The organism is Nocardioides sp. SRI_004, assembly GCF_057586415.1.
This window is the reverse complement of the sequence record NZ_JBYCZV010000015.1, coordinates 99450-117901: the sequence shown is the minus strand read 5'-3', so window position 1 is coordinate 117901 and position 18452 is coordinate 99450. Positions and strand designations below refer to the sequence as shown.

Genomic DNA, 18452 nt, shown 5'->3' with positions numbered 1-18452 from the left:
TACCCGGGCGCACACTGGCCTTGGGGGGTCCCTCGGGAAGGACGCGGACCATGACCGACAACCAGTTGGACGACACCACCGGTGCCGGCGTCGACACCCTCGCCGACACCGTCTCCGAGACCCACGACGTGCTCAGCAGGCGGCTCGCCGAGGCGGAGTCGTGCCGCCCCACCCGGGAGCGGCCACGCGACCGGCTGCGGGCGACCGACCCGTTCCTGGCGAGCACCAGCCGCCACGTCCAGGCGGCGTGCGCGGTCCTCGGCCCGGCCGCCCGCCGGCACCTCCCCGACGGGCGCCGTCGCGCGCACGACCTCGCGCAGCAGAGCCGGCGCCTCGAGGGCGCGCTGTTCCAGACCAAGGCCAAGCTCTACGGCTCCACGTTCGTCGTACGACGGCCGTGGAGCTCGATCTGGGACGAGGTGACCGAGGAGTTCGACGCGTGGTGGCGGCTCGAGCAGGGCCTCGTCGACGACCTCACGGCCACCACCTCGACGGCCGACCGCGACGCGATCGCCGAGCGCCTCTTCCGCGCCGAGAAGCACGTGCCCACGCGGCCGCATCCCTACCTTCCCCATCAGGGGGTGCCGGGCCGCGTGGCGCGCGGGGTCGCGATGCGGGTGGACCGCTTCTGGGACACCGCAGAGGGGCGGATGGTCCCCGAGCCGGTGCGTCCGCACCGCTCCCGCGAGGGTCGGATCACGCAGTACCTCCTCGCCGACCCGCACCTCGACGGCCCCGCCGCCGAGGAGTGACAGGACGCTCCGCTAGCTGCGGCAAGCTACACCTTGCAGGCACCGGAGACCGCCTGCGTTACGCCACTTCCGGGTGACCATCGCCACGCCGCGAAGGTGACCGGCGCCACTGCGCTAACTATTGCAAGCATGGCGTACTGGTGGGGTAGAGACCTTCCCGACCGGGAAGGCCGCCCACGCGCGCCGAGGCCCGTGACGACGTGGAGCGACATCGCACAACGATGAAAGTAGTCACGGGCACGGGAGACCCGAGCAGTACGCCGGCCCGCCCCATCCACGGGGACGGACGGCTCGGGGCGAAGGAACCGCAGGTTCCAGGGCACCAGCAGCCCTAGCCCGACAGGTCATCTCTCGCAGGCGTCGCTGCGGAGAACCTCCGATGTCCACCACCTTCACGCGCGCTGCCGCGCGCTTCGTCGTCATCCCGCTCGCCACGTCGGTGTTCCTCGCCACGCCGGCCCCGGCGTCGCACGCCGAGACCGTGGTCGTCACCACGACCAACGCGGAGACCGGTGCCACCACGACCACCACGACGCAGGAGCCGACGGCCGCCGAGCGTCGCGCCGAGGCCCGGGCCCAGCGGGCCGCGCAGCGCAAGCGCTTCGCCAACCGCGTCATCGCCAAGGCGCGCAGCCGCGCCGGCAGCCCCTACGTGTACGGCGCCACCGGCCCGCACGCCTTCGACTGCTCCGGCCTGACCCAGTGGGTCTACGGCAAGGTCGGCAAGCGCCTGCCCCGCACCTCCGACGCCCAGGCCGGCGCCGTACGCCGGGTGCGCCACCCCCGCCGCGGCGACCTCGTCTTCTTCCACAACGGCGGGAACGTCTACCACGTGGGCATCTACGCCGGGCACCACATGCTCTGGCACGCCTCGCGTCCGGGCCACCCGGTCGCCAAGGAGCGGATCTGGACCTCGTCGGTCTTCTACGGCCGGGTCCGCTGACCCACCGGCACCACAGCCGCCACGACCGCCGGTCCCCCGTATGGGGAGGGACCGGCGGTCGTCGCCTTCCCGGGTGCGGGATCATCGGGGCGTGACCATCTACATCGACGACATGCGCCTGCCCGCGACGGTCGGGCCGGTCGAGGGCGTCTGGTCACACCTGCTGTCGGACCTGCCGGGCGAGGAGGGCCACGCCGAGCTGCTCGACTTCGCGCGCCGGCTGGGCCTGGAGACGCGGTGGATCCAGAACGAGGGCACCGCCACCGAGCACTTCGACGTCACCGAGCCGACCCGGCAGCGCGCGCTCGCCCTCGGGGCCACGCCGATCCGCTACGGCCGCGAGGTCGCCCGGATCACCATGGCGAAGCGAGCGGTCAGCGGCCGGTGAACTCCGGCGGGCGCCGCTCGACGAACGACAGCATCGCCTCGTCGAGGTCGTTGCTCAGCAGGAAGGCGGCGTTCCAGACCGCGGTGTAGCGCAGGCCGGCCTCGACCCGGGGCGCTCGCTCGGCGTCCAGGACGTCCTTGATGCCACGCAGGACCAGCGGCGAGTTCGCAGCCATCCGGCCGGCGAGCTCGCGGGCGGCGGCCAGGGTCGCGTCGGCATCGGGGTGGACGTGGTTGACCAGGCCGATCGCCGCTGCCCGGTCGGCACCGATGTCGTCGCCGGTGAGGGCGAGCTCGCGCAGGTGGCCGTCGCCGATGACGCCGACGAGGCGCTGGAGGCTGCCGAGGTCGGCGACGATGCCCACCTTGGCCTCCCGCACGCTGAACTGCGCGTCGGCGGAGGCGACCCGCACGTCGCAGGCGACGGCGAGGTCGACGCCGCCGCCGATGCACCAGCCGGTGACGGCTGCGACCGTGGGCTTGCGGACGCCCGCGACCGCGTCGAGCGCGGCCTGCCAACGGCGGATCAGGGCCAGCAGCTCCTGCCGGGCACCGGCGTCGGTCGCGCTCCGCAGCGGCGCGAAGGTCGCGGCAGCGGCGCCGAGGTCCAGGCCGAACGAGAAGTGCGGGCCGGCGCCGGTCACGACGATCGCGCGGACCTCGTCGTCGGCGTCGAGGGCGGTGAAGGTCTCCGTGAGCTCGGCGAAGAACCGCTCGTCCATCACAGCCTTCCCGCCGGGGCCGGCGAGGCCGACGGTGGCGACGTGACCGTCGCGGGTGACGGTGAAGCGCTTCTCGTCAGTCATGCTGCGGAGCCTAGGCCGTGTCTCCCATTCCCTGGCGGCGCCCGGCCCGCCCAGCACGCACGCTGGCGGCGTTGCCGACGCTCGACGTGCGCCCAGCATGCCAGCGCGCCGGCGCCTTGCCATCGCACGCGCTGGACGCCCCGGGCATCCACCGAGGAATGGGAGACACGACCTAGTGTCTGGCGGACCCGATAGATTTCGGTCCGTGCCCGGCCCCTCTTCCCAGATCGCTTCCGAGGTCCGGCGGCACGGAGCAACCGACGTCAGCGACGACGCGGCCGTCCTCGCCGCGTACTCCTCCGACGCCTCGCTCTACCGCGTCCCGCCCGCGGCGGTGGTGTTCCCGCGCTCCGCCGACGAGGTGCGGGCCGCGCTGGCCGCCGCCCGTGAGCTCGGCGTCCCGATCACCGCGCGCGGTGCCGGTACGTCCGTGGCGGGCAACGCGATCGGCCCGGGCATCGTCCTCGACTTCAGCCGCCACATGAACCAGGTGCTGTCGGTGGACGCCGAGGCCGGTACGGCGGTCGTCCAGCCGGGCGTCGTACAGGCCCAGCTGCAGAAGGCGGTCGCCGCGCACGGGCTGAAGTTCGGCCCGGACCCGTCGACCAGCACCCGCTGCACCATCGGCGGGATGATCGGCAACGACGCGTGCGGCGCGCGGTCGCTGGCCTTCGGCCGGACCTCGCACAACACGCTCGGCCTGCGGGCGCTGCTCGCCGACGGCACCGAGCTGGTCACCGGGCCCGACGGCTGGTCGGCCGACAGCGACGTGCTGGGCCGGGTCGAGCAGATCATCGCGAAGGACCTGGCGACCGCGCGGACCGAGTTCGGCACCTTCGGACGGCACGTGTCCGGCCTCGCCGTCGAGCACCTGCTGCCGGAGCGCTTCGACCCGACCCGCGCCCTCGTCGGCTCCGAGGGCACCCTCGCGGTCATCACCGAGGCGACGGTCCGGCTGGTCCGCAACCCGCCGGTCTCGCTGATGGTCGTCCTCGGCTTCCCCGACTTCCCCACCGCGGGCCACGCGACCCCGCAGGTGCTGGCCTTCGCGCCCTCGGCCTGCGAGGGCATCGACCGGCGCATCGTCGACGTGATCCTCGAGCGCCGCGGGCCGGGCGCCGTGCCGCCCCTGCCGGCCGGTGACGCGTGGATGTTCGTCGAGCTCTCCGGCGACTCCCCCGAGGAGGTACGACGCCAGGCCGACCTGCTCGCGAGCGCCGGCCTCGGTGTCTCGGCGCTGGTCGTCGACGACCCGCGCACCGCCGACCGGCTCTGGAAGATCCGGGCCGACGGGGCCGGGCTGGCGGGCCGGGCTCCCTCCGGCCGTCCCGCGTGGGCCGGCTGGGAGGACGCCGCCGTACCCCCCGACCGGCTGGGCACCTACCTCACCAGCTTCGACGCGCTGCTCGACAAGCACGGGCTGACCGCCATGCCGTTCGGGCACTTCGGCGAGGGCTGCGTGCACGTGCGGATGGACTTCGCGTTCGACTCCCCCGACGGGCCGGACCGCTATCGCTCGTTCGTCGAGGACGCCGCCGACCTGGTCTCCTCGCTGGGCGGCTCGCTGTCCGGCGAGCACGGCGACGGCCGGGCCCGCAGCGAGCTGCTGCCGCGCATGTACTCGCCGCAGGCGCTCGCCCTGATGTCCAGCATCAAGAAGGCCTTCGACCCCGGCGACCTCCTCAACCCGGGCATCATCGTCGATGCCGCGCCGCTGACCGCCGACCTGCGCTACACCTCGACGGCGAAGCTGACCAAGGGCCTGGCGATGGCCTACGCGAGCGACGGCGGCGACTTCGGCCAGGCCGTGCACCGCTGCACCGGCGTCGGCAAGTGCCGCGCCGACAACACCGGCTCGGGCGGGGTGATGTGCCCGTCGTACCAGGCGACCAAGGAGGAGATCCACTCCACCCGCGGCCGCGCGCGCCTGCTGCAGGAGATCGTCAACGGCGACAGCGACATCTCGTGGGGCTCGCCCGCCGTGCACGAGGCGCTCGACCTCTGCCTCGCCTGCAAGGGCTGCGCGTCGGACTGCCCGACCGGCACCGACATGGCCAGCTACAAGGCCGAGGTGCTGCACCAGACCTACAAGCGCAGGCTGCGCCCTCGCTCGCACTACGTCGTCGGCTGGCTTCCGCGCTGGGCGAAGGTCGGCTCGTTGACGCCGAGGCTGGCCAACAGGTCGATGGACATCGACTGGGTCCGCACCCTGGCGCTGAAGGCCTCCGGGGTGGACACCCGTCGGCGGATGCCGACCTTCGCGCGGCGCACCTTCCGTCGTACCTTCTCCGCCGCGTCGGACCAGACTGGCACGCCCGTCGTCCTCTTCGTCGACTCCTTCACCAACCACTTCGCGCCGCAGGTCGCCGACGCTGCGGCACAGGTGCTGCGGGAGGCCGGCTACGCACCGCGGATCACCCGCCAGCAGGAGTGCTGCGGCCTGCCCTGGATCAGCACGGGCCAGCTCGACGGTGCCGCCAGGCGACTGCGCTCGATGGTCGACGCGCTGGCCGCCGACGCGAAGGCCGGGCTGCCCGTCGTGGGCATCGAGCCCTCGTGCACGGCCGTCCTGCGCCACGAGCTCACCGAGCTGGTCTCCGGCGAGGACGCTGCCGCGGTCGCGGCCGCCACGGTCACCCTCGCCGAGCTGCTGACCCGCACGGACGGCTGGACGCCGCCGGACCTGTCCGGCGTCACGGTCGTCGCGCAGCCGCACTGCCACCACCACGCGGTGATGGGCTGGGAGACCGACCGGGCGCTGCTCGTGCGCGCCGGCGCGGCGGTCCAGGCCGTCGCCGGCTGCTGCGGCATGGCGGGCAACTTCGGCGTCGAGCAGGGCCACTACGAGGTGTCCCTCGCCGTCGCCGAGGCCAACCTGCTGCCCGCCGTCCGGCAGGCACCGGAGGGCGCGGTCGTGCTGGCCGACGGCTTCTCGTGCCGCACCCAGCTCGACGAGCTGGCGCCGACGGCGAGGCCGAAGCACCTCGCGGAGCTGCTCGCCGGGCGGTGACGTCCGGCGCGTGGGTTGCGGGGGTCTCGTGACGGTCGCTGCGCGACCTCCTCGACCACCGGTCAGTGCAGCAAGCCGTTGCCGCGCGCCCGGCGCAGCCAGTCGGGGTACTCGGTCATCAGCCGCTCGAACAGTGCGTCGTCGCTGATCGGCTTGCGCCCGATCAGCTCGTCGTCGGTGACGGCGAAGAAGTCCGCGTTGTCGGTGTAGCGGTTGTCGAGGTCATCGAGGCGCTGGAGGTACTCGAACCGGTCCGAGCCGATGCCGAGGAACTGCCAGAAGATCGGCTCGTACGACGCCGAGCGGATCTGCTTGGTCGCGACGGCCTTGTCGGTCGGCGCCCCGTCGGTGATGAACATGACGTAGACGGGCGTCGTGTCGGGGACCGGCTCGCCACGGTCGCCCGAGTGCCCGAAGTAGTGCTTGCGGATCGCGGACATCGCGGCGCCGTACTTGGTGGCGTACTCGAGCTTGTACTGCTTGGTGATGCCCTTGACGTACTGCTGGTAGCCGTCGAGGGTCAGCGGCTCCGGCTGATGCACCGCGTTGCCGAAGAGGAAGACGTCGACGGCGCCGTCGTCGTCGAAGCGCAGGCCGAGCGCGAGGACCCGCTCCGCGAGGCGCTGGACCAGGCCCTTGGAGTAGCGCGAGGACATCGAGCCGGAGATGTCGAGGACGAGCGCGACGCGCGCAGTGTGCTCCGCGAGGCCCTTCTTCTCCAGCGAGACGCCGGCGCTCTTGACGAGCGAGAGCATCGCGGTGTCGCCCTTGCCCGAGAGCTTCTTCTCGAGGTCGACGACGCGCCTCTTCTCGAGGCTGATCGCGGGGGTCGCCGGAGCAGCCGGAGCAGCCGGAGCAGCCGGAGCAGCCGGGGGCGGCGGCGGGGGCGGCGGGGTCGCGGCTGCGACCGGCGCGGGCGCCTCCTCGGCCACGTCGACCCCGAAGTCGCCGGCGAGGCCGGCGAGGCCGTTGGTGTAGCCCTGCCCGACGGCGCGGATCTTCCACTCCCCGCCCCGGCGGTAGACCTCGGCGAAGACCATCGCGGTCTCGCTCGTGGCCGGGATCTCGCAGCGGACGGCGGCGGGCGCGCTCTCGTCGGCGGCGACCTCCACACCCAGGCCGGTCAGCGCGCCGAAGCTGCCGCTGCCGTCGAGGGAGGCGCCGATGACGACCTTGTCGACGTCGGCCGGCAGGGCGGACATGTCGACCTGGACGCGGTCGACCGTGCCGGACCCGCGAGGCCCCTTGCCGAGGTGGGTGACCGCACCACCGGCGCCGCGGGGCTGGTTGTAGAAGATGAAGTCGTCGTCGGAGCGGACCTTCCCGGCGGCGGTGCAGAGGAAGGCCGAGAGGTCGGCGTCGACCCCGTCCTTCGTGTCCCAGGTCAGGGTCACCACCACGCGGGCCGACAGCCCGGCCTGGGTCACTCCGACATTGCCGCCCCGGGTCAACATGTGGGTCACGGGTCACATCGTACGGACGGCGCCTACCCGAGCCACGAGGCCGTCGTACGGGCCAGCTCGGCCCGCGCGACCAGGTCGCCGGCCGCCTCCGAGGGCTCCGTCGCGTGCGCCTTGTGGTGGTACGACGACGGGGTGGCCGGGTCCGTCGCCAGCCCCACCAGCACCCGGGCCGAGGCGGTCGGCGTCATCAGGACGCGACGCTCGAGCGGCCGGGCGAGGTTGCGCAGCCGCCGCAGCACGGGCCGGGTCTCGAGGCCGCGGTTCGCGATATTGGTCGACACCGCGCCGGGGTGCACGGGGATCGCGCGCAGCCCCCGGTCGCCGTACTCCTCGACGAGGGAGGCGGCGTGGTGGACCAGCGCCAGCTTGGACGTGCCGTAGGCCGCCCACGAGTCGTAGTCGACCGGCCGGCCGAGCATCGCGTCGACCGTCCCCCGCTCGTGCAGCTGCGAGACGACGTGCAGCACGCGGGCGTCGCCGGTCGCGTCGGCGGCGGTCAGCAGGGCCGGCAGCAGCGCGGTCGTCAGGTCGACGGTGCCGAGGTAGTTGGTCCGCCAGTGGATCTCGTGGCCGTCGAGGAGCTGCGGCTCGGTCCAGCGCGACCCGAGGTCGAGATGGATCCCGGCGCTGTTGACGAGCAGGTCGAGGCGGTCCGACCGGTCGGCGTACCACCCGGCGAAGGCGGCGACGGAGGCCCGGTCGGCGAGGTCGAGCGGGTGCCAATCGCGGCCCGCGACGGGCGTGGCGCGGGTCGTCACCACGACGTCCCAGCCGTCGGTGGCGAGCCGGGCGGCGACGGCCTCGCCGATGGAGCCGGGACCGGCGCCGGTGACGACGGCACGACGGGCGGGAGCAGGCATGGCCCCACAGTAGAACCAGTTCTATTCGGTGGCCACGATGTCCGCCGCCGCCGGCGGCCTCGGCACAATGACCGCCATGACGAGCGAGCCCCCCGTCCTGCTGCGACGCGACGGCCACGCGGCCCACATCGTCCTCAACCGGCCGCGGGCCATCAACGCCCTCACCCACGAGATGGTCGGCATCATCACCGCCGCCCTCGAGGAGTGGAGGGACGACGACACGGTGCGGACCGTCGTGCTCACGGGCGCCGGTGAGCGGGGGCTCTGCGCGGGTGGCGACATCGTCGCGATGTGGCGTGACGCGAAGGCGGGAGGCACCGAGAGTGCGGGCTTCTGGGCCGACGAGTACCGCCTGAACGCGACCATCGCCGCCTACCCCAAGCCCTACGTCGCGGTCATGGACGGCATCGTCCTCGGCGGCGGGATCGGCCTGTCGGCGCACGCGCCGCAGCGGGTGGTGACCGAGCGTTCGTCGATCGGCATGCCGGAGACCGGCATCGGCTTCCTGCCGGACGTCGGCGGCACCTTCCTGCTCTCCCACGCGCCCGGCGAGACCGGCACCCATCTCGGCCTCACCGCAGGCTCGATCGGCGCGGGCGACGCGATCGCGATCGGCTTCGCCGACCACTACGTGCCCACCGACCGCCTGCCCGCACTGCTCGCGGCGCTGGCGACCGACGATGCCGACGAGGCGATCGCGGCGCTCGAGCAGCCGGCGCCGCCGTCCCCGCTGGCGGCGGCACGGACCTGGCTGGACGACGCCTACGCCGGCGACGACGTGCTCGTGATCCTCGACCGGCTGCGGGCGCTCGGCACCGAGGAGGCGACCAGGGCCGCCGCGACGATCGAGGCGAAGTCGCCGACGTCGGTCCGGGTCACCCTGCGCGCGCTGCGCGAGGCCGCCCGCTTCGAGACGCTGCCGCCCGCCCTCGACCTGGAGTACCGGCTCGCCCTTCGCTTCCACACCTCCCACGACTTCGTCGAGGGCGTGCGCGCGCAGGTGGTCGACAAGGACCGCAACCCGCGGTGGCAGCCGCCGCACGTGCGCGACGTCGACGACGCCACCGTGGCGTCGTACTTCGCGTCGGCCGGGGAGCGGGAGCTGGGGCTCTCGGGCTGAGCCCCTCCGGACGGAGGGGACCTTGGTCCCCCGAACGGACTATCCCGTCCACCGGTACGGGGGAGGTGGAACGGCGTGCGCGAGGTGCACCATCGAAGTGTGCTCGACGGCGAGCACAGGGACCGGAAGGAGGGGTGGGCGATGACCTGGCACACCTCGACGACGACCCGGGACCAGCTCCAGCTGCTGATCACCCACATCCGCCACTGCGGTGGGACCGTGGCCAGCTGCCAGCGCTGCTCCGAGGGCCTGCTCGTCACCTGGTTCACGCTGTGAAGACGCTCTGACCTAGCCTGCTGGGCGTGTTCGCGTACGAGTTCGAGGGCAAGTCCCCGCAGGTCCACCCCGAGGCGTTCGTCGCCCCGACCGCCACGCTGATCGGCGACGTACGGATCGAGAAGGGCGCCAGCGTCTGGTACGGCGCCGTCCTCCGCGGCGACATCTGCACGATCATCGTGCGCGAGGGCGCGAACATCCAGGACAACTCGGTCGTGCACGGCGGACCCGACGTCACCGTCGAGATCGGGGCCCACTCCACGGTCGCCCACGCGTGCGTCTTCCACGGCGACTCGCTCGGCGAGAAGGGCCTGATCGGCAACGACACCACAGTCCTCGACGGCGCCCGCATCGGCGCCGGCACCCTCGTGGCGGCAGGCTCGCTCGTCGCGCCCGGCACCGAGATCCCCGACGGCGTCCTGGCGGCGGGCAGCCCGGCGCAGGTCAAGAAGCCGATCGAGGGCACCGGAGCGGCCTTCTGGGTCGAGACGAACGCGCCCTACTACGCCGAGCTGGCGAAGCGGCACCGCGAGGGCATCACGCCCGTCGACTGAGCCGACCGGCGACGAGATCGGCGACCAGGTCCACCTGGCGCGGGTCGCCCCCGGTCGGGATCAGTTGCACCTCGTCGGTGCCGATCTCCGCGAACCGGTCCAGGAGCTCGTCGAGCTCGGCCAGCGTCCCGGCGAAGCCGGCCGTCGGCGCCAGGGCGTCGACCAGCTCGACGGGCAGCCAGTTCATGTAGTGCCGCAGGTGCGCGTGCACCTGCGCCCGCGGGTCGTCGCTCGCCTCGGCGAGCGCGAACCAGAAGGACGTCGTCAGCCGCGGCGCCGGTCGTCCGGCGTCCGCCCACGCGGCCCGGGCGACGTCGAAGAGCGCCGCCGTCTCGTCCACGTCGGCGCCGAGGGTCATCCCGGCCAGCCCGTCGGCCCATCGCGCCGCGTGCTGCGTCGTACGCTGCCCGAGCGTGCCGACCAGCAGCTCCGGCCCGTTCGGGCGGTGCGGCCGTGGGCCGACGGGGCGCGTGGCTCCGGTGAGGTTCTCGCCGGCCCAGACACGGCGCAGCACCGCGGCCCGCTCGGCCAGCCCGGCCATCGTGCGGGTGCCCCAGTCGGCGCCGACGGCGGCGTAGTCCTCCTCGCGCCCGCCGACGCCGAGGCCGACCGAGAGCCGGCCGCCGCACAGCCGGTCGGCGGTGGCGAGCGCCTTGGCGAGGTGCACCGGGTCGTGCAGCTGCGGTACGACGACCGTGGCGCTCAGCCGCACCCGCGAGGTCCACGCCGCGACCGCGCCGAGCAGGGTGAGGATGTCGGGGTTGTCGAAGGCGATCCGCTCGCCGAAGCACAGCGAGCCGTAGGGACCCGCGTCGATCCGCTCGGCCCACTCGCGCAGCAGCGCCGGGTCGACGTCCGGCTCCATCACCGGCAGCGTCATCCCGACGTCCATCGTCATCGCGGCGTCACCAGACCACGCCGCGGTCGACGACCAGGTTGGCGCCGGTGATCGACGCGGCCGCGTCGGAGGCGAGGAAGAGCAGCGACTCCGCGACGTCGGCGGGCGGCATGAAGCCCGGGATGACCGAGGTGCTCTTGGCGATCAGGTCCCAGTTCACGTCCTGCGGCAGGCCGGCCGCGGCCGCCTCGACCATCGGGGTCGCGATGCCGCCGGGCGAGACGCAGTTGACCCGCACGCCCTTGGTGCCGAGCTCGACGGCGAGCGAGCGCATGCCGAGGAGCAGTGCGGCCTTCGAGGCGCAGTACTGCGCGTTGTAGGGCTGCCCCATCACCGACGAGATCGACGCGACCGACACGACATTGCCCTTGCTCTCGACGAGCGCGTCGGCGAACGACTGCGCGAGCAGCAGCGGCGCGACGGCGTTGACGTCGAGGTGACGGCGCAGGCCCGCGGCGGTGATCCTCCCGATCTCCGCGAACTGCTGGATGCCGGCGACATTGCACAGCACGTCGAGGCCGCCGAGCTCGGCCAGCGCGTCCGCCACGAAGGCGTCGCGGGCGGCGTCGTCCGCAAGGTCGCAGGGTACGACGCCGTCCGCCGCGGCCACGTCGGTCGCGACCACGCGCGCCCCCTCCTCGCGGAACAGGTCCGCGACGACCTGGCCGACGCCGCCGGCGGCTCCGGTGACGACGACGCGGCGGTCGGTGAACCGCTGGGCGCGGGCGGGGGCGGTGGTCATGGGTCCTCCTGTGGATCGGCTGCCCCACAATAGAACGCGTTCTAGTTCCTGTCTGCTCCTACGCTCACCCCATGACCGACAACGGCTGGCAGGCCGAGGAGCTCGACCTCGACGGCTACCTCACCCGCCTGGGCGTCCCCGCCGGGCCGGCGCCCGACCGGGCCACCCTCGACGCGCTCCACGAGGCGCACGTGCGGACGTTCACGTTCGACAACATCGACGTCCTCCTCGACCAGCACCCCGGGGTCGGCATGGAGGCGCTCAACGCGAAGTTCGTCGAGCGGGGCCGCGGCGGCTACTGCTTCGAGCACGCGAGCGTCTTCGCGGCCGCCCTCGAGCGCCTCGGGTACGACGTCCGACGGCACCTCGGCCGCGTGGGCGACCCGGCCACCGGCACCGTCCAGGGCCGCACCCACATGACCGTCGAGGTGGCGCTCGACGGCGAGCGCCTGCTCTGCGACCCGGGCTTCGGGATGAGCCTGGTCCGCCCGGTCCCGCTGGCCGACGGCGCGGAGTCCGACCAGCGCGGGTGGCCCTACCGGGTGGTCGGCAATGCCGACGGCACCTGGGGCCTCCTCCGCCTGCGCGAGGCCGGCTGGGAGCTGACCCACACCACCGACGAGCTGCCCGTCCGCCCGGTGGACGTCGTCATTGGCCACCACTACACGAGCACCTTCCCCTCGTCGCACTTCCGCAGCGGCCTGATGGTCACCAAGCACGAGGAGGGCCGGCACGTGTCGCTCACCGCCACCACCGTGACCGTACGACGCCCGGGCGAGCCGACCGAGCACCGCGAGCTCGAGGACGGGGAGCTCGCGGGGTGGCTGCGCGCGCTCGCCGTACCGCTCACGGACGACGAGGAGCAGCGCCTGCTGGCCAGGCTGGCCTAGGAGCCTGGGGCCGGGCCATCCGCGCGCCCAGCAGGTGCGCCTCGCGCAGCAGCAGCTGGCCCAGGTCGTCCTGCCGCGGCGGCGCGATCCGGGCCTCGATGCCGTTGATGCTCAACGCCCAGCGCGGCTCCTCGTGCGCGTCGAAGACCGCAGCGCCGATGCCCCAGCTGCCGGCGACGATGAGGCCCGGGTTGACGGCGTACCCCAGCTCGCGGGTCTGCGCGACCCGGGCCCGCAGCGCGCGGCTGGAGTGCTGCCTGCCGTGCGCGGCGACGAGGTCCGCGCGCCGCAGGTAGGCCTCGCGCTCGCGCTCGGGGAGGAACGCGAGGATCACCTGGCCCGCCGAGGCGACGCCGAGCGGGAACCGGATGCCCTCGTGCAGCACGTGCGAGCGGATCGGGAAGCTGCCGTCCTCGCGGAGCAGGCAGACGGTCTCGTCGCCGCGACGGACGGAGAAGTAGGCGCTCTCGCCGGTCTCGCGGGCGATCCGCAGCACCGCCTCGCGGGCCACCGGCGCGATGTCGTGCCGGCTGGTCGCGGCCGCGCCGAGCAGGAAGCACTCCGGTCCCAGGTGCCAGGCCGCACTGGCCTCGTCACGCTCGACCATGCCCTCGTCGCGCAGCGCCGACAGCAGCCGGTGGACGGTCGGGCGCGGCAGGCCGACGGCGGCGGCGAGGCCGGTCGTGCTCCCCCCGTCCGGCTCACGCGCGGCGAGGGCGCGCAGCAGCGCGCCGACCCGGCCCACGACGGTCGCTCCACTCTCCACGGCACCGGCCACGCAGCCACTCTAGCGCTGCGTCCACTCAATGGACGTCCGCTGACATTACTGCCCGGACGCTGAGCAATCAGGCGGAGAATCGCGCTCACCTGTTGACCGCACCAGCGCGGCTGGAGGACCGTCGGGGCATGGACAAGGTCTTCTCCTCGGCCGCGGAGGCCGTGGCGGACATCCCGAACGGCGCCACCCTCACCGTCGGCGGCTTCGGACTGTGCGGCATCCCCTCCGTGCTCATCAACGCCCTGCTCGAGGCCGGCACGACCGACCTCGAGGTGGTCTCCAACAACGCCGGCGTCGACGACTGGGGGCTCGGCCTGCTGCTGTCCGCCGGCCGGCTGCGGCGCGTCGTGGCGTCGTACGTCGGGGAGAACAAGGAGTTCGCACGGCAGTACCTCTCCGGTGAGCTCGAGGTCGAGCTCACCCCGCAGGGCACGCTCGCCGAGCGGATGCGCGCCGGCGGCTCCGGCATCGCGGCCTTCTACACCCGCACCGGTGTCGGCACCCAGGTCGCCGAGGGCGGCCTGCCGTGGAAGTACGACGACGCGGGCAATGTCGTCAAGACCTCGCCCCAGAAGCCGGTGATGACCTTCGAGACCCGCGACGGCGAGCAGGAGTTCGTGCTCGAGGAGGCGATCGTCTCCGACTTCGGCCTGGTCCGCGCCTGGAAGGGCGACCGGCACGGCAACCTCGTCTTCAAGGCCTCCGCGCGCAACTTCAACCCCCCGGCGGCGATGGCCGGCCGGATCACGGTCGCGGAGGTGGAGGAGCTCGTCGAGCCCGGCGAGATCGCCCCGGACGACGTCCACCTCCCCGGCGTGTACGTCGACCGCGTCGTACCGCTCACGCCGGAGCAGGCAGCAGACAAGAGGATCGAGAAGAGGACGGTGCGCTGACATGGCGTGGGATCGTGAGCAGATGGCGGCGCGCGCCGCGGCGGAGCTCTCCGACGGCGACTACGTCAACCTCGGCATCGGCCTGCCGACGCTGGTACCCAACTACGTCCCCGACGACGTCGAGCTGGTGCTGCAGAGCGAGAACGGCATCCTCGGCACGGGCGCCTACCCGACCGAGGACCAGGTCGACCCCGACCTGATCAACGCAGGCAAGGAGACGGTCACCGTCCGCAAGGGCGCGAGCTTCTTCGACTCCGCGACCAGCTTCGGGATGATCCGCTCCGGCAAGATCGACGCCGCCATCCTGGGCGCGATGCAGGTCTCCGCCGGCGGCGACATCGCCAACTGGATGATCCCCGGCAAGATGGTCAAGGGCATGGGCGGCGCGATGGACCTCGTGCACGGCGCGAAGAAGGTCGTCGTGCTGATGGAGCACGTCGCGCGCGACGGCTCCTACAAGATCGTCGGCGAGTGCTCGCTCCCGTTCACGGGCCGGGGGGTCGTCCAGCGGATCATCACCGACCTGTGCGTCCTCGACGTCACGCCGGAAGGGCTGCGCCTCGTCGAGCTCGCACCGGACGTGACCCTCGACGAGGTGCGGGAGAAGACCGAGCCCGAGGTGCTGGCGGGCTGACGTCAGCCGTGCACGGTGCGGTGGAGCTCGCCCATCCGCTGGTCCAGGTCGTGCGCGACCCGGGCCGCGGCGGCGAGCTCGGCGACCAGCTCGCCGGGGACGTCCTTGGCGTACTTGTAGTAGATCTTGTGCTCGACGCTCGCCCAGAAGTCCATGGCGACGGTGCGGATCTGCAGCTCGATCGGCACCCGTCGTACGTCGTCGGACAGGAAGACCGGGATCTCGACGATCGCGTGCAGGCTGCGGTAGCCGTTGGGCTTCGGGCGCGCGACGTAGTCCTTGATCACCCGGACGGTGACGTCCGGCTGGGTCGTGAGCATGTCGAGGACCTGGTAGGCGTCGGCGATGAACGCGCACACGATGCGGACCCCGGCGATGTCGGTGATCTGCTCGGCGATGGCGTCGAGCTCGAGCGGGCAGCCGATCCGCTCGGCCTTGGCGCGGAGGCTCTCGATCGACTTGAGCCGCGAGCTGACGTGCTCGATCGGGTTGCCCGTGCCGCGGAACGCCAGCTCCTCGCGCAGGATGTTGATCTTGGTCAGCATCTCGTCGAGGCCGAACTTGTAGTTCAGCAGGAACTGCCCGATCTCCTGCGCGCGCGCCTCCTCGGGCAACGGGCTCACGGTGCTCATCGTGCTCCTGGCGGGTCTCGGCCGGCGGTGTCGTGCGGGGTACGGAGGGGTCGGCCCCACCAGTGTGCCGGGTCTCCGGTTGACGTCGGACGAGGGGACTAGGGTCGCGGCCATGGGTGAGGCGAGCATGCTGACGGTGCTGATCGGCGGGGGCCGCGACGAGGAGCAGGTACGCCGCCTGCTCGCGCCGTTCACGACCGCCGTGTCCGGTCGTGGCGGCGGCGAGGTCGCGAGCGTCGTCGTCGACGACGGCGAGGGCGTCGACCTCCCGCGCTGGCGCGGGCTGCTGGCGGACGCGGCCTCGGTCCGCGACGTGGTGCTCTCCCCGGGCCGGCCGCTGCAGGCCGCGGACCTCGACGGCGTGGCCGGCGTCTTCGTCGCCGGCGGGCTGACCCCGCTCTACGCCGAGCTCGTGGTCCCCCAGCGCGAGCTGCTGGCCGGCCTGCCCTACGCCGGCTTCTCCGCGGGCGCGGCGATCGCGGCCGAGCGGGCGATCGTCGGCGGCTGGCGTCTCGGCGGCCGGCCGGTCTGCGGCGAGGACGCCGGTGAGGACCTCGACGAGGTCACCGTCGTCCCGGGCCTGGGCCGGGTGCCGTTCGCCGTCGACGTGCACGCCGCCCAGTGGGGCACGCTGCCGCGCGCGGTCGCGGCGGTGGCCGCCGGGCTGGTGCCCGAGGCGCGGGCGGTCGACGAGCACACCGCGGTCGTCGTCAGCGACGGCGCGGTGGCGGTGCACGGCGCCGGCCAGGCGCTGGCGGTGACGCCGAGCGGCGACGGCGTGCTGGTGCGCTGAGGCCGTGCGCCGCCGGACCGTGCTGGGCCTGCCCGGCCTCGCCGCCCTCGGCGCCGCGGCGGCAGCGTGCGGTGGCCACGACGAAGCCAAGGAGACGGAGCGGAGAACGAGGATGAGTCGACACACCTACGGCGAGGACCCCAGCCAGTACGGCGACCTGCTCCTCCCCGACGGCACGCCCCGCGGCGTCGTGGTCGTGGTCCACGGCGGCTTCTGGAAGAGCGAGTACGACGCCGACTCGCTCGGCCTCCCGCTCGCCGAGGCGCTGGCAGCAGCCGGCTGGGCGGCCTGGAACCTGGAGTACCGCCGCGTCGGCACCGGTCCCGGCGGGGGCGGCGGCGCGCCGCGCACCTTCGACGACGTCGCCACCGGCATCGACCACCTCGCCCGCCTCGACGTCGACACCTCCACGGTCGTCACCCTCGGCCACAGCGCCGGCGGGCACCTCGCGACCTGGGCCGCCGCCCGCGGCCGGCACGGCTGGGCGGAGCAGGTCCCGGTGACGCACGTGGTCAGCCAGGCGGGCGTGCTCGACCTGCGCGCGGCCGACCGCGACGGCCTCGGCGGCGGCGCGGTCGCGCGGCTCCTGGGCCACCCGGCGACCAGCGCCGATGCGCGGTTCGACCCGGCGCAACAGCTCCCCCTCGACGTACCCGTCTGGTGCGTGCACGCCCGGGCCGACGCCAACGTGCCGTTCAGCCAGTCGGTGGACTACGTCGAGCGGGCGACCGCGGCCGGGGCGGAGGCGACGCTGGTCGAGGTCGACGGCGACCACTTCACGGTGATCGACCCGGGCTCGCAGGCGTGGACGCGACAGCTCGCGATCCTCGACACGATCGGATGAACCGGCCGAAGGGCCGGGAGCTGCGGGTCGTCCTCGTCGTCCTCCTCGTCGCCGGATGGGCGACCAACCACTTCGCGGCGGTCATCCCGGTGCTGCGCGAGACCGAGCACCTCTCGGCGACGGTGCTCGCGGGCGCCTTCGGCGTCTACGCGCTGGGCCTGCTGCCGGGCCTGCTCGGTGGCGGTGCCCTGTCGGACCGGATCGGCCGCCGGTCGGTGGTGCTCACCGGCAGCGTCGTCGCGGCCGCGGGCAACGCGCTCATGCTCGCCTGGCACCCGGCGGCCGGCGTCTACACGGGACGGCTCGTCGTCGGCGTGGGCGTCGGCCTCGCGATCAGCGGCGGCACGGCCTGGGCGGCCGACCTCGGCGGCGCGCGCGGCACGACCGTCGCCGGCGCCACCCTCACCGCCGGCTTCGCCTGCGGCCCGCTCGTGTCCGGCATCGTCGCGGAGGCGGTCCCGTCCGGCGCCGCGGTCAGGGCACCGTTCGCGGTCGCCATCGGCCTGTCGGTGGGATCCGTCCTCCTCGCCGTCGTCCGTACGACGCCGGCCGCTCCACCGACGCACGCCCCTGCCCCCACCCCGGCGGCAGGGGCGCCCGCGACCGTCGAGCGGAGCATCGGCCGCGCGCTGGTGCGCTCGGTGCCGATGGCCCTGTGGGTGTTCTCGGCGGTCACGGTCCCGGTTGTCGTCCTCGCCGGCCGGCTCGGCGGCGACCTCAGCGGACCGCTGGTCCCCGGGCTCGCCTCCGCCCTGGCGCTGGGGACCGGTGTCGCCGTCCAGGTCGCCGCCCGCCGCGCGGGCTGGGGTCCGCGGGCGGGCGTCGTCGGGGCGCTCCTCGCGGCCGCCGGCTTCGCGGTCGCGGCGCGCGTCGACGCCCACCCGGGCGTGGCGCTCTTCGTCGTCACGTCGGTGGTGCTCGGGTCGGCGTACGGGCTCTGCCTGCGCGCCGGCCTGGTCGACGTCGAGCGCCTCACCCCGCCGGAGCACCGGGGTGTCACGGTCGGCATCTACTACGTCTGCACCTATCTCGGGTTCGGGCTGCCGGTCCTGCTCGAGGCGCTGCGGGCCGGCGTGGGCACGACCGCCCCGCTGCTCGTCCTCACCGGCCTGGCCCTGGCGGCCGCGCTGCTGCGCGCGTTCCAGCTGCGCCCCGACCCGTCGCACCTACGCTGACC

20 protein-coding genes are annotated in these 18452 nt (G+C 73.6%); 13 read left to right on the top strand and 7 right to left on the bottom strand.

The features are described 5' to 3' along the window. The first annotated feature begins 50 nt into the window (after positions 1-50). The 3 genes from AC2YHB_RS19705 to AC2YHB_RS19695 all read left to right on the top strand — a co-directional run bounded on the left by AC2YHB_RS19705 (position 51) and on the right by AC2YHB_RS19695 (position 2083). Positions 51-752 carry a hypothetical protein gene (locus AC2YHB_RS19705; RefSeq protein WP_036549912.1) on the top strand — a complete coding sequence of 234 codons (702 nt, stop codon included), beginning with the start codon at positions 51-53 and terminating at the stop codon, positions 750-752. 379 nt (positions 753-1131) lie between these two features. Further along, positions 1132-1695 carry a C40 family peptidase gene (locus tag AC2YHB_RS19700; RefSeq protein ID WP_179649028.1) on the top strand — a complete coding sequence of 188 codons (564 nt, stop codon included), beginning with the start codon at positions 1132-1134 and terminating at the stop codon, positions 1693-1695. Between the two features lie 91 nt (positions 1696-1786). Continuing rightward, positions 1787-2083: a DUF4031 domain-containing protein gene (locus AC2YHB_RS19695; protein ID WP_179649027.1), complete on the top strand. Its 297-nt coding sequence runs from the start codon at positions 1787-1789 to the stop codon at positions 2081-2083. Here the strand turns inward: AC2YHB_RS19695 and AC2YHB_RS19690 are convergent. Next, positions 2070-2888, bottom strand: coding sequence for a crotonase/enoyl-CoA hydratase family protein (locus tag AC2YHB_RS19690; RefSeq protein ID WP_487354505.1), 819 nt, complete (start codon positions 2886-2888; stop codon positions 2070-2072). The two genes, AC2YHB_RS19695 and AC2YHB_RS19690, sit on opposite strands and share 14 nt — an antisense overlap. A 205-nt stretch (positions 2889-3093) precedes the next feature. Here AC2YHB_RS19690 and AC2YHB_RS19685 point away from each other — a divergent pair, with 205 nt between their 5' ends. Next, complete coding sequence (locus AC2YHB_RS19685; RefSeq protein ID WP_487354504.1) at positions 3094-5898, top strand: FAD-binding and (Fe-S)-binding domain-containing protein; 2805 nt, start codon at positions 3094-3096, stop codon at positions 5896-5898. 62 nt (positions 5899-5960) lie between these two features. On the opposite strand, the gene AC2YHB_RS19680 is transcribed toward AC2YHB_RS19685, so the two are convergent. Continuing rightward, the gene (locus tag AC2YHB_RS19680; RefSeq protein ID WP_257027393.1) at positions 5961-7352 is read right to left on the bottom strand and encodes a VWA domain-containing protein; all 1392 of its coding nucleotides are present in this window, start codon (positions 7350-7352) and stop codon (positions 5961-5963) included. 32 nt (positions 7353-7384) lie between these two features. After that, positions 7385-8221, bottom strand: coding sequence for an SDR family NAD(P)-dependent oxidoreductase (locus tag AC2YHB_RS19675; protein ID WP_179649024.1), 837 nt, complete (start codon positions 8219-8221; stop codon positions 7385-7387). 76 nt (positions 8222-8297) lie between these two features. Between AC2YHB_RS19675 and AC2YHB_RS19670 the strand changes: the two genes are divergently transcribed. The 3 genes from AC2YHB_RS19670 (at position 8298) to AC2YHB_RS19660 (ending at position 10171) form a co-directional block, all read left to right on the top strand. Further along, the gene (locus AC2YHB_RS19670) at positions 8298-9341 is read left to right on the top strand and encodes an enoyl-CoA hydratase/isomerase family protein (protein ID WP_218864689.1); all 1044 of its coding nucleotides are present in this window, start codon (positions 8298-8300) and stop codon (positions 9339-9341) included. Positions 9342-9416: 75 nt separating this feature from the next. Next, positions 9417-9617, top strand: coding sequence for a hypothetical protein (locus AC2YHB_RS19665; protein ID WP_487354503.1), 201 nt, complete (start codon positions 9417-9419; stop codon positions 9615-9617). A gap of 26 nt (positions 9618-9643) precedes the next feature. Next, positions 9644-10171, top strand: coding sequence for a gamma carbonic anhydrase family protein (locus AC2YHB_RS19660; RefSeq protein ID WP_179649023.1), 528 nt, complete (start codon positions 9644-9646; stop codon positions 10169-10171). On the opposite strand, the gene AC2YHB_RS19655 is transcribed toward AC2YHB_RS19660, so the two are convergent. Both AC2YHB_RS19655 and AC2YHB_RS19650 read right to left on the bottom strand, forming a co-directional pair. Continuing rightward, positions 10155-11069 (bottom strand): LLM class flavin-dependent oxidoreductase, encoded by a 915-nt coding sequence (locus tag AC2YHB_RS19655; RefSeq protein WP_218864688.1) that lies wholly within the window; start codon positions 11067-11069, stop codon positions 10155-10157. The two genes, AC2YHB_RS19660 and AC2YHB_RS19655, sit on opposite strands and share 17 nt — an antisense overlap. 7 nt (positions 11070-11076) lie before the next feature. Continuing rightward, positions 11077-11811, bottom strand: a complete 735-nt coding sequence (locus tag AC2YHB_RS19650; RefSeq protein WP_179649022.1) for an SDR family NAD(P)-dependent oxidoreductase — start codon at positions 11809-11811, stop codon at positions 11077-11079. Positions 11812-11882: 71 nt separating this feature from the next. Here AC2YHB_RS19650 and AC2YHB_RS19645 point away from each other — a divergent pair, with 71 nt between their 5' ends. Continuing rightward, the gene (locus tag AC2YHB_RS19645; RefSeq protein WP_179649021.1) at positions 11883-12701 is read left to right on the top strand and encodes an arylamine N-acetyltransferase family protein; all 819 of its coding nucleotides are present in this window, start codon (positions 11883-11885) and stop codon (positions 12699-12701) included. On the opposite strand, the gene AC2YHB_RS19640 is transcribed toward AC2YHB_RS19645, so the two are convergent. Beyond that, complete coding sequence (locus tag AC2YHB_RS19640; protein ID WP_308645553.1) at positions 12658-13479, bottom strand: IclR family transcriptional regulator; 822 nt, start codon at positions 13477-13479, stop codon at positions 12658-12660. The two genes, AC2YHB_RS19645 and AC2YHB_RS19640, sit on opposite strands and share 44 nt — an antisense overlap. Before the next feature lie 128 nt (positions 13480-13607). Between AC2YHB_RS19640 and AC2YHB_RS19635 the strand changes: the two genes are divergently transcribed. Together AC2YHB_RS19635 and AC2YHB_RS19630 are read left to right on the top strand one after the other, a co-directional pair. Further along, positions 13608-14372, top strand: coding sequence for a CoA transferase subunit A (locus AC2YHB_RS19635; RefSeq protein ID WP_036549897.1), 765 nt, complete (start codon positions 13608-13610; stop codon positions 14370-14372). A gap of 1 nt (position 14373) precedes the next feature. Then, positions 14374-15006, top strand: a complete 633-nt coding sequence (locus AC2YHB_RS19630) for a CoA transferase subunit B (protein WP_179649020.1) — start codon at positions 14374-14376, stop codon at positions 15004-15006. A gap of 2 nt (positions 15007-15008) precedes the next feature. Here the strand turns inward: AC2YHB_RS19630 and AC2YHB_RS19625 are convergent, their stop codons facing one another. After that, entirely contained in the window at positions 15009-15638 is a 630-nt protein-coding gene (locus AC2YHB_RS19625) for a GTP pyrophosphokinase (protein ID WP_179649019.1), read from the bottom strand. Between the two features lie 112 nt (positions 15639-15750). Here AC2YHB_RS19625 and AC2YHB_RS19620 point away from each other — a divergent pair, with 112 nt between their 5' ends. The 3 genes from AC2YHB_RS19620 to AC2YHB_RS19610 all read left to right on the top strand — a co-directional run bounded on the left by AC2YHB_RS19620 (position 15751) and on the right by AC2YHB_RS19610 (position 18450). After that, positions 15751-16431 (top strand): type 1 glutamine amidotransferase family protein, encoded by a 681-nt coding sequence (locus AC2YHB_RS19620; RefSeq protein ID WP_179649018.1) that lies wholly within the window; start codon positions 15751-15753, stop codon positions 16429-16431. Positions 16432-16543: 112 nt separating this feature from the next. Continuing rightward, positions 16544-17275, top strand: a complete 732-nt coding sequence (locus AC2YHB_RS19615; RefSeq protein WP_179652227.1) for a prolyl oligopeptidase family serine peptidase — start codon at positions 16544-16546, stop codon at positions 17273-17275. Continuing rightward, positions 17272-18450, top strand: a complete 1179-nt coding sequence (locus AC2YHB_RS19610) for an MFS transporter (RefSeq protein WP_179649017.1) — start codon at positions 17272-17274, stop codon at positions 18448-18450. Before AC2YHB_RS19615 ends, AC2YHB_RS19610 begins: the two co-directional genes overlap by 4 nt. Positions 18451-18452: the final 2 nt, after the last annotated feature.

What these genes read in the sequence shown, in the direction of transcription:
- AC2YHB_RS19675 (WP_179649024.1), bottom strand. Translation starts at nt 8,221, where the DNA reads ATGCCTGCTCCCGCCCGTCGTGCCGTCGTCACCGGCGCCGGTCCCGGC.
- AC2YHB_RS19635 (WP_036549897.1), top strand. Translation starts at nt 13,608, where the DNA reads ATGGACAAGGTCTTCTCCTCGGCCGCGGAGGCCGTGGCGGACATCCCG.
- AC2YHB_RS19645 (WP_179649021.1), top strand. Translation starts at nt 11,883, where the DNA reads ATGACCGACAACGGCTGGCAGGCCGAGGAGCTCGACCTCGACGGCTAC.
- AC2YHB_RS19700 (WP_179649028.1), top strand. Translation starts at nt 1,132, where the DNA reads ATGTCCACCACCTTCACGCGCGCTGCCGCGCGCTTCGTCGTCATCCCG.
- AC2YHB_RS19670 (WP_218864689.1), top strand. Translation starts at nt 8,298, where the DNA reads ATGACGAGCGAGCCCCCCGTCCTGCTGCGACGCGACGGCCACGCGGCC.
- AC2YHB_RS19630 (WP_179649020.1), top strand. Translation starts at nt 14,374, where the DNA reads ATGGCGTGGGATCGTGAGCAGATGGCGGCGCGCGCCGCGGCGGAGCTC.
- AC2YHB_RS19625 (WP_179649019.1), bottom strand. Translation starts at nt 15,638, where the DNA reads ATGAGCACCGTGAGCCCGTTGCCCGAGGAGGCGCGCGCGCAGGAGATC.
- AC2YHB_RS19690 (WP_487354505.1), bottom strand. Translation starts at nt 2,888, where the DNA reads ATGACTGACGAGAAGCGCTTCACCGTCACCCGCGACGGTCACGTCGCC.
- AC2YHB_RS19655 (WP_218864688.1), bottom strand. Translation starts at nt 11,069, where the DNA reads ATGACGATGGACGTCGGGATGACGCTGCCGGTGATGGAGCCGGACGTC.
- AC2YHB_RS19705 (WP_036549912.1), top strand. Translation starts at nt 51, where the DNA reads ATGACCGACAACCAGTTGGACGACACCACCGGTGCCGGCGTCGACACC.
- AC2YHB_RS19610 (WP_179649017.1), top strand. Translation starts at nt 17,272, where the DNA reads ATGAACCGGCCGAAGGGCCGGGAGCTGCGGGTCGTCCTCGTCGTCCTC.
- AC2YHB_RS19680 (WP_257027393.1), bottom strand. Translation starts at nt 7,352, where the DNA reads ATGTTGACCCGGGGCGGCAATGTCGGAGTGACCCAGGCCGGGCTGTCG.
- AC2YHB_RS19615 (WP_179652227.1), top strand. Translation starts at nt 16,544, where the DNA reads ATGAGTCGACACACCTACGGCGAGGACCCCAGCCAGTACGGCGACCTG.
- AC2YHB_RS19620 (WP_179649018.1), top strand. Translation starts at nt 15,751, where the DNA reads ATGGGTGAGGCGAGCATGCTGACGGTGCTGATCGGCGGGGGCCGCGAC.
- AC2YHB_RS19650 (WP_179649022.1), bottom strand. Translation starts at nt 11,811, where the DNA reads ATGACCACCGCCCCCGCCCGCGCCCAGCGGTTCACCGACCGCCGCGTC.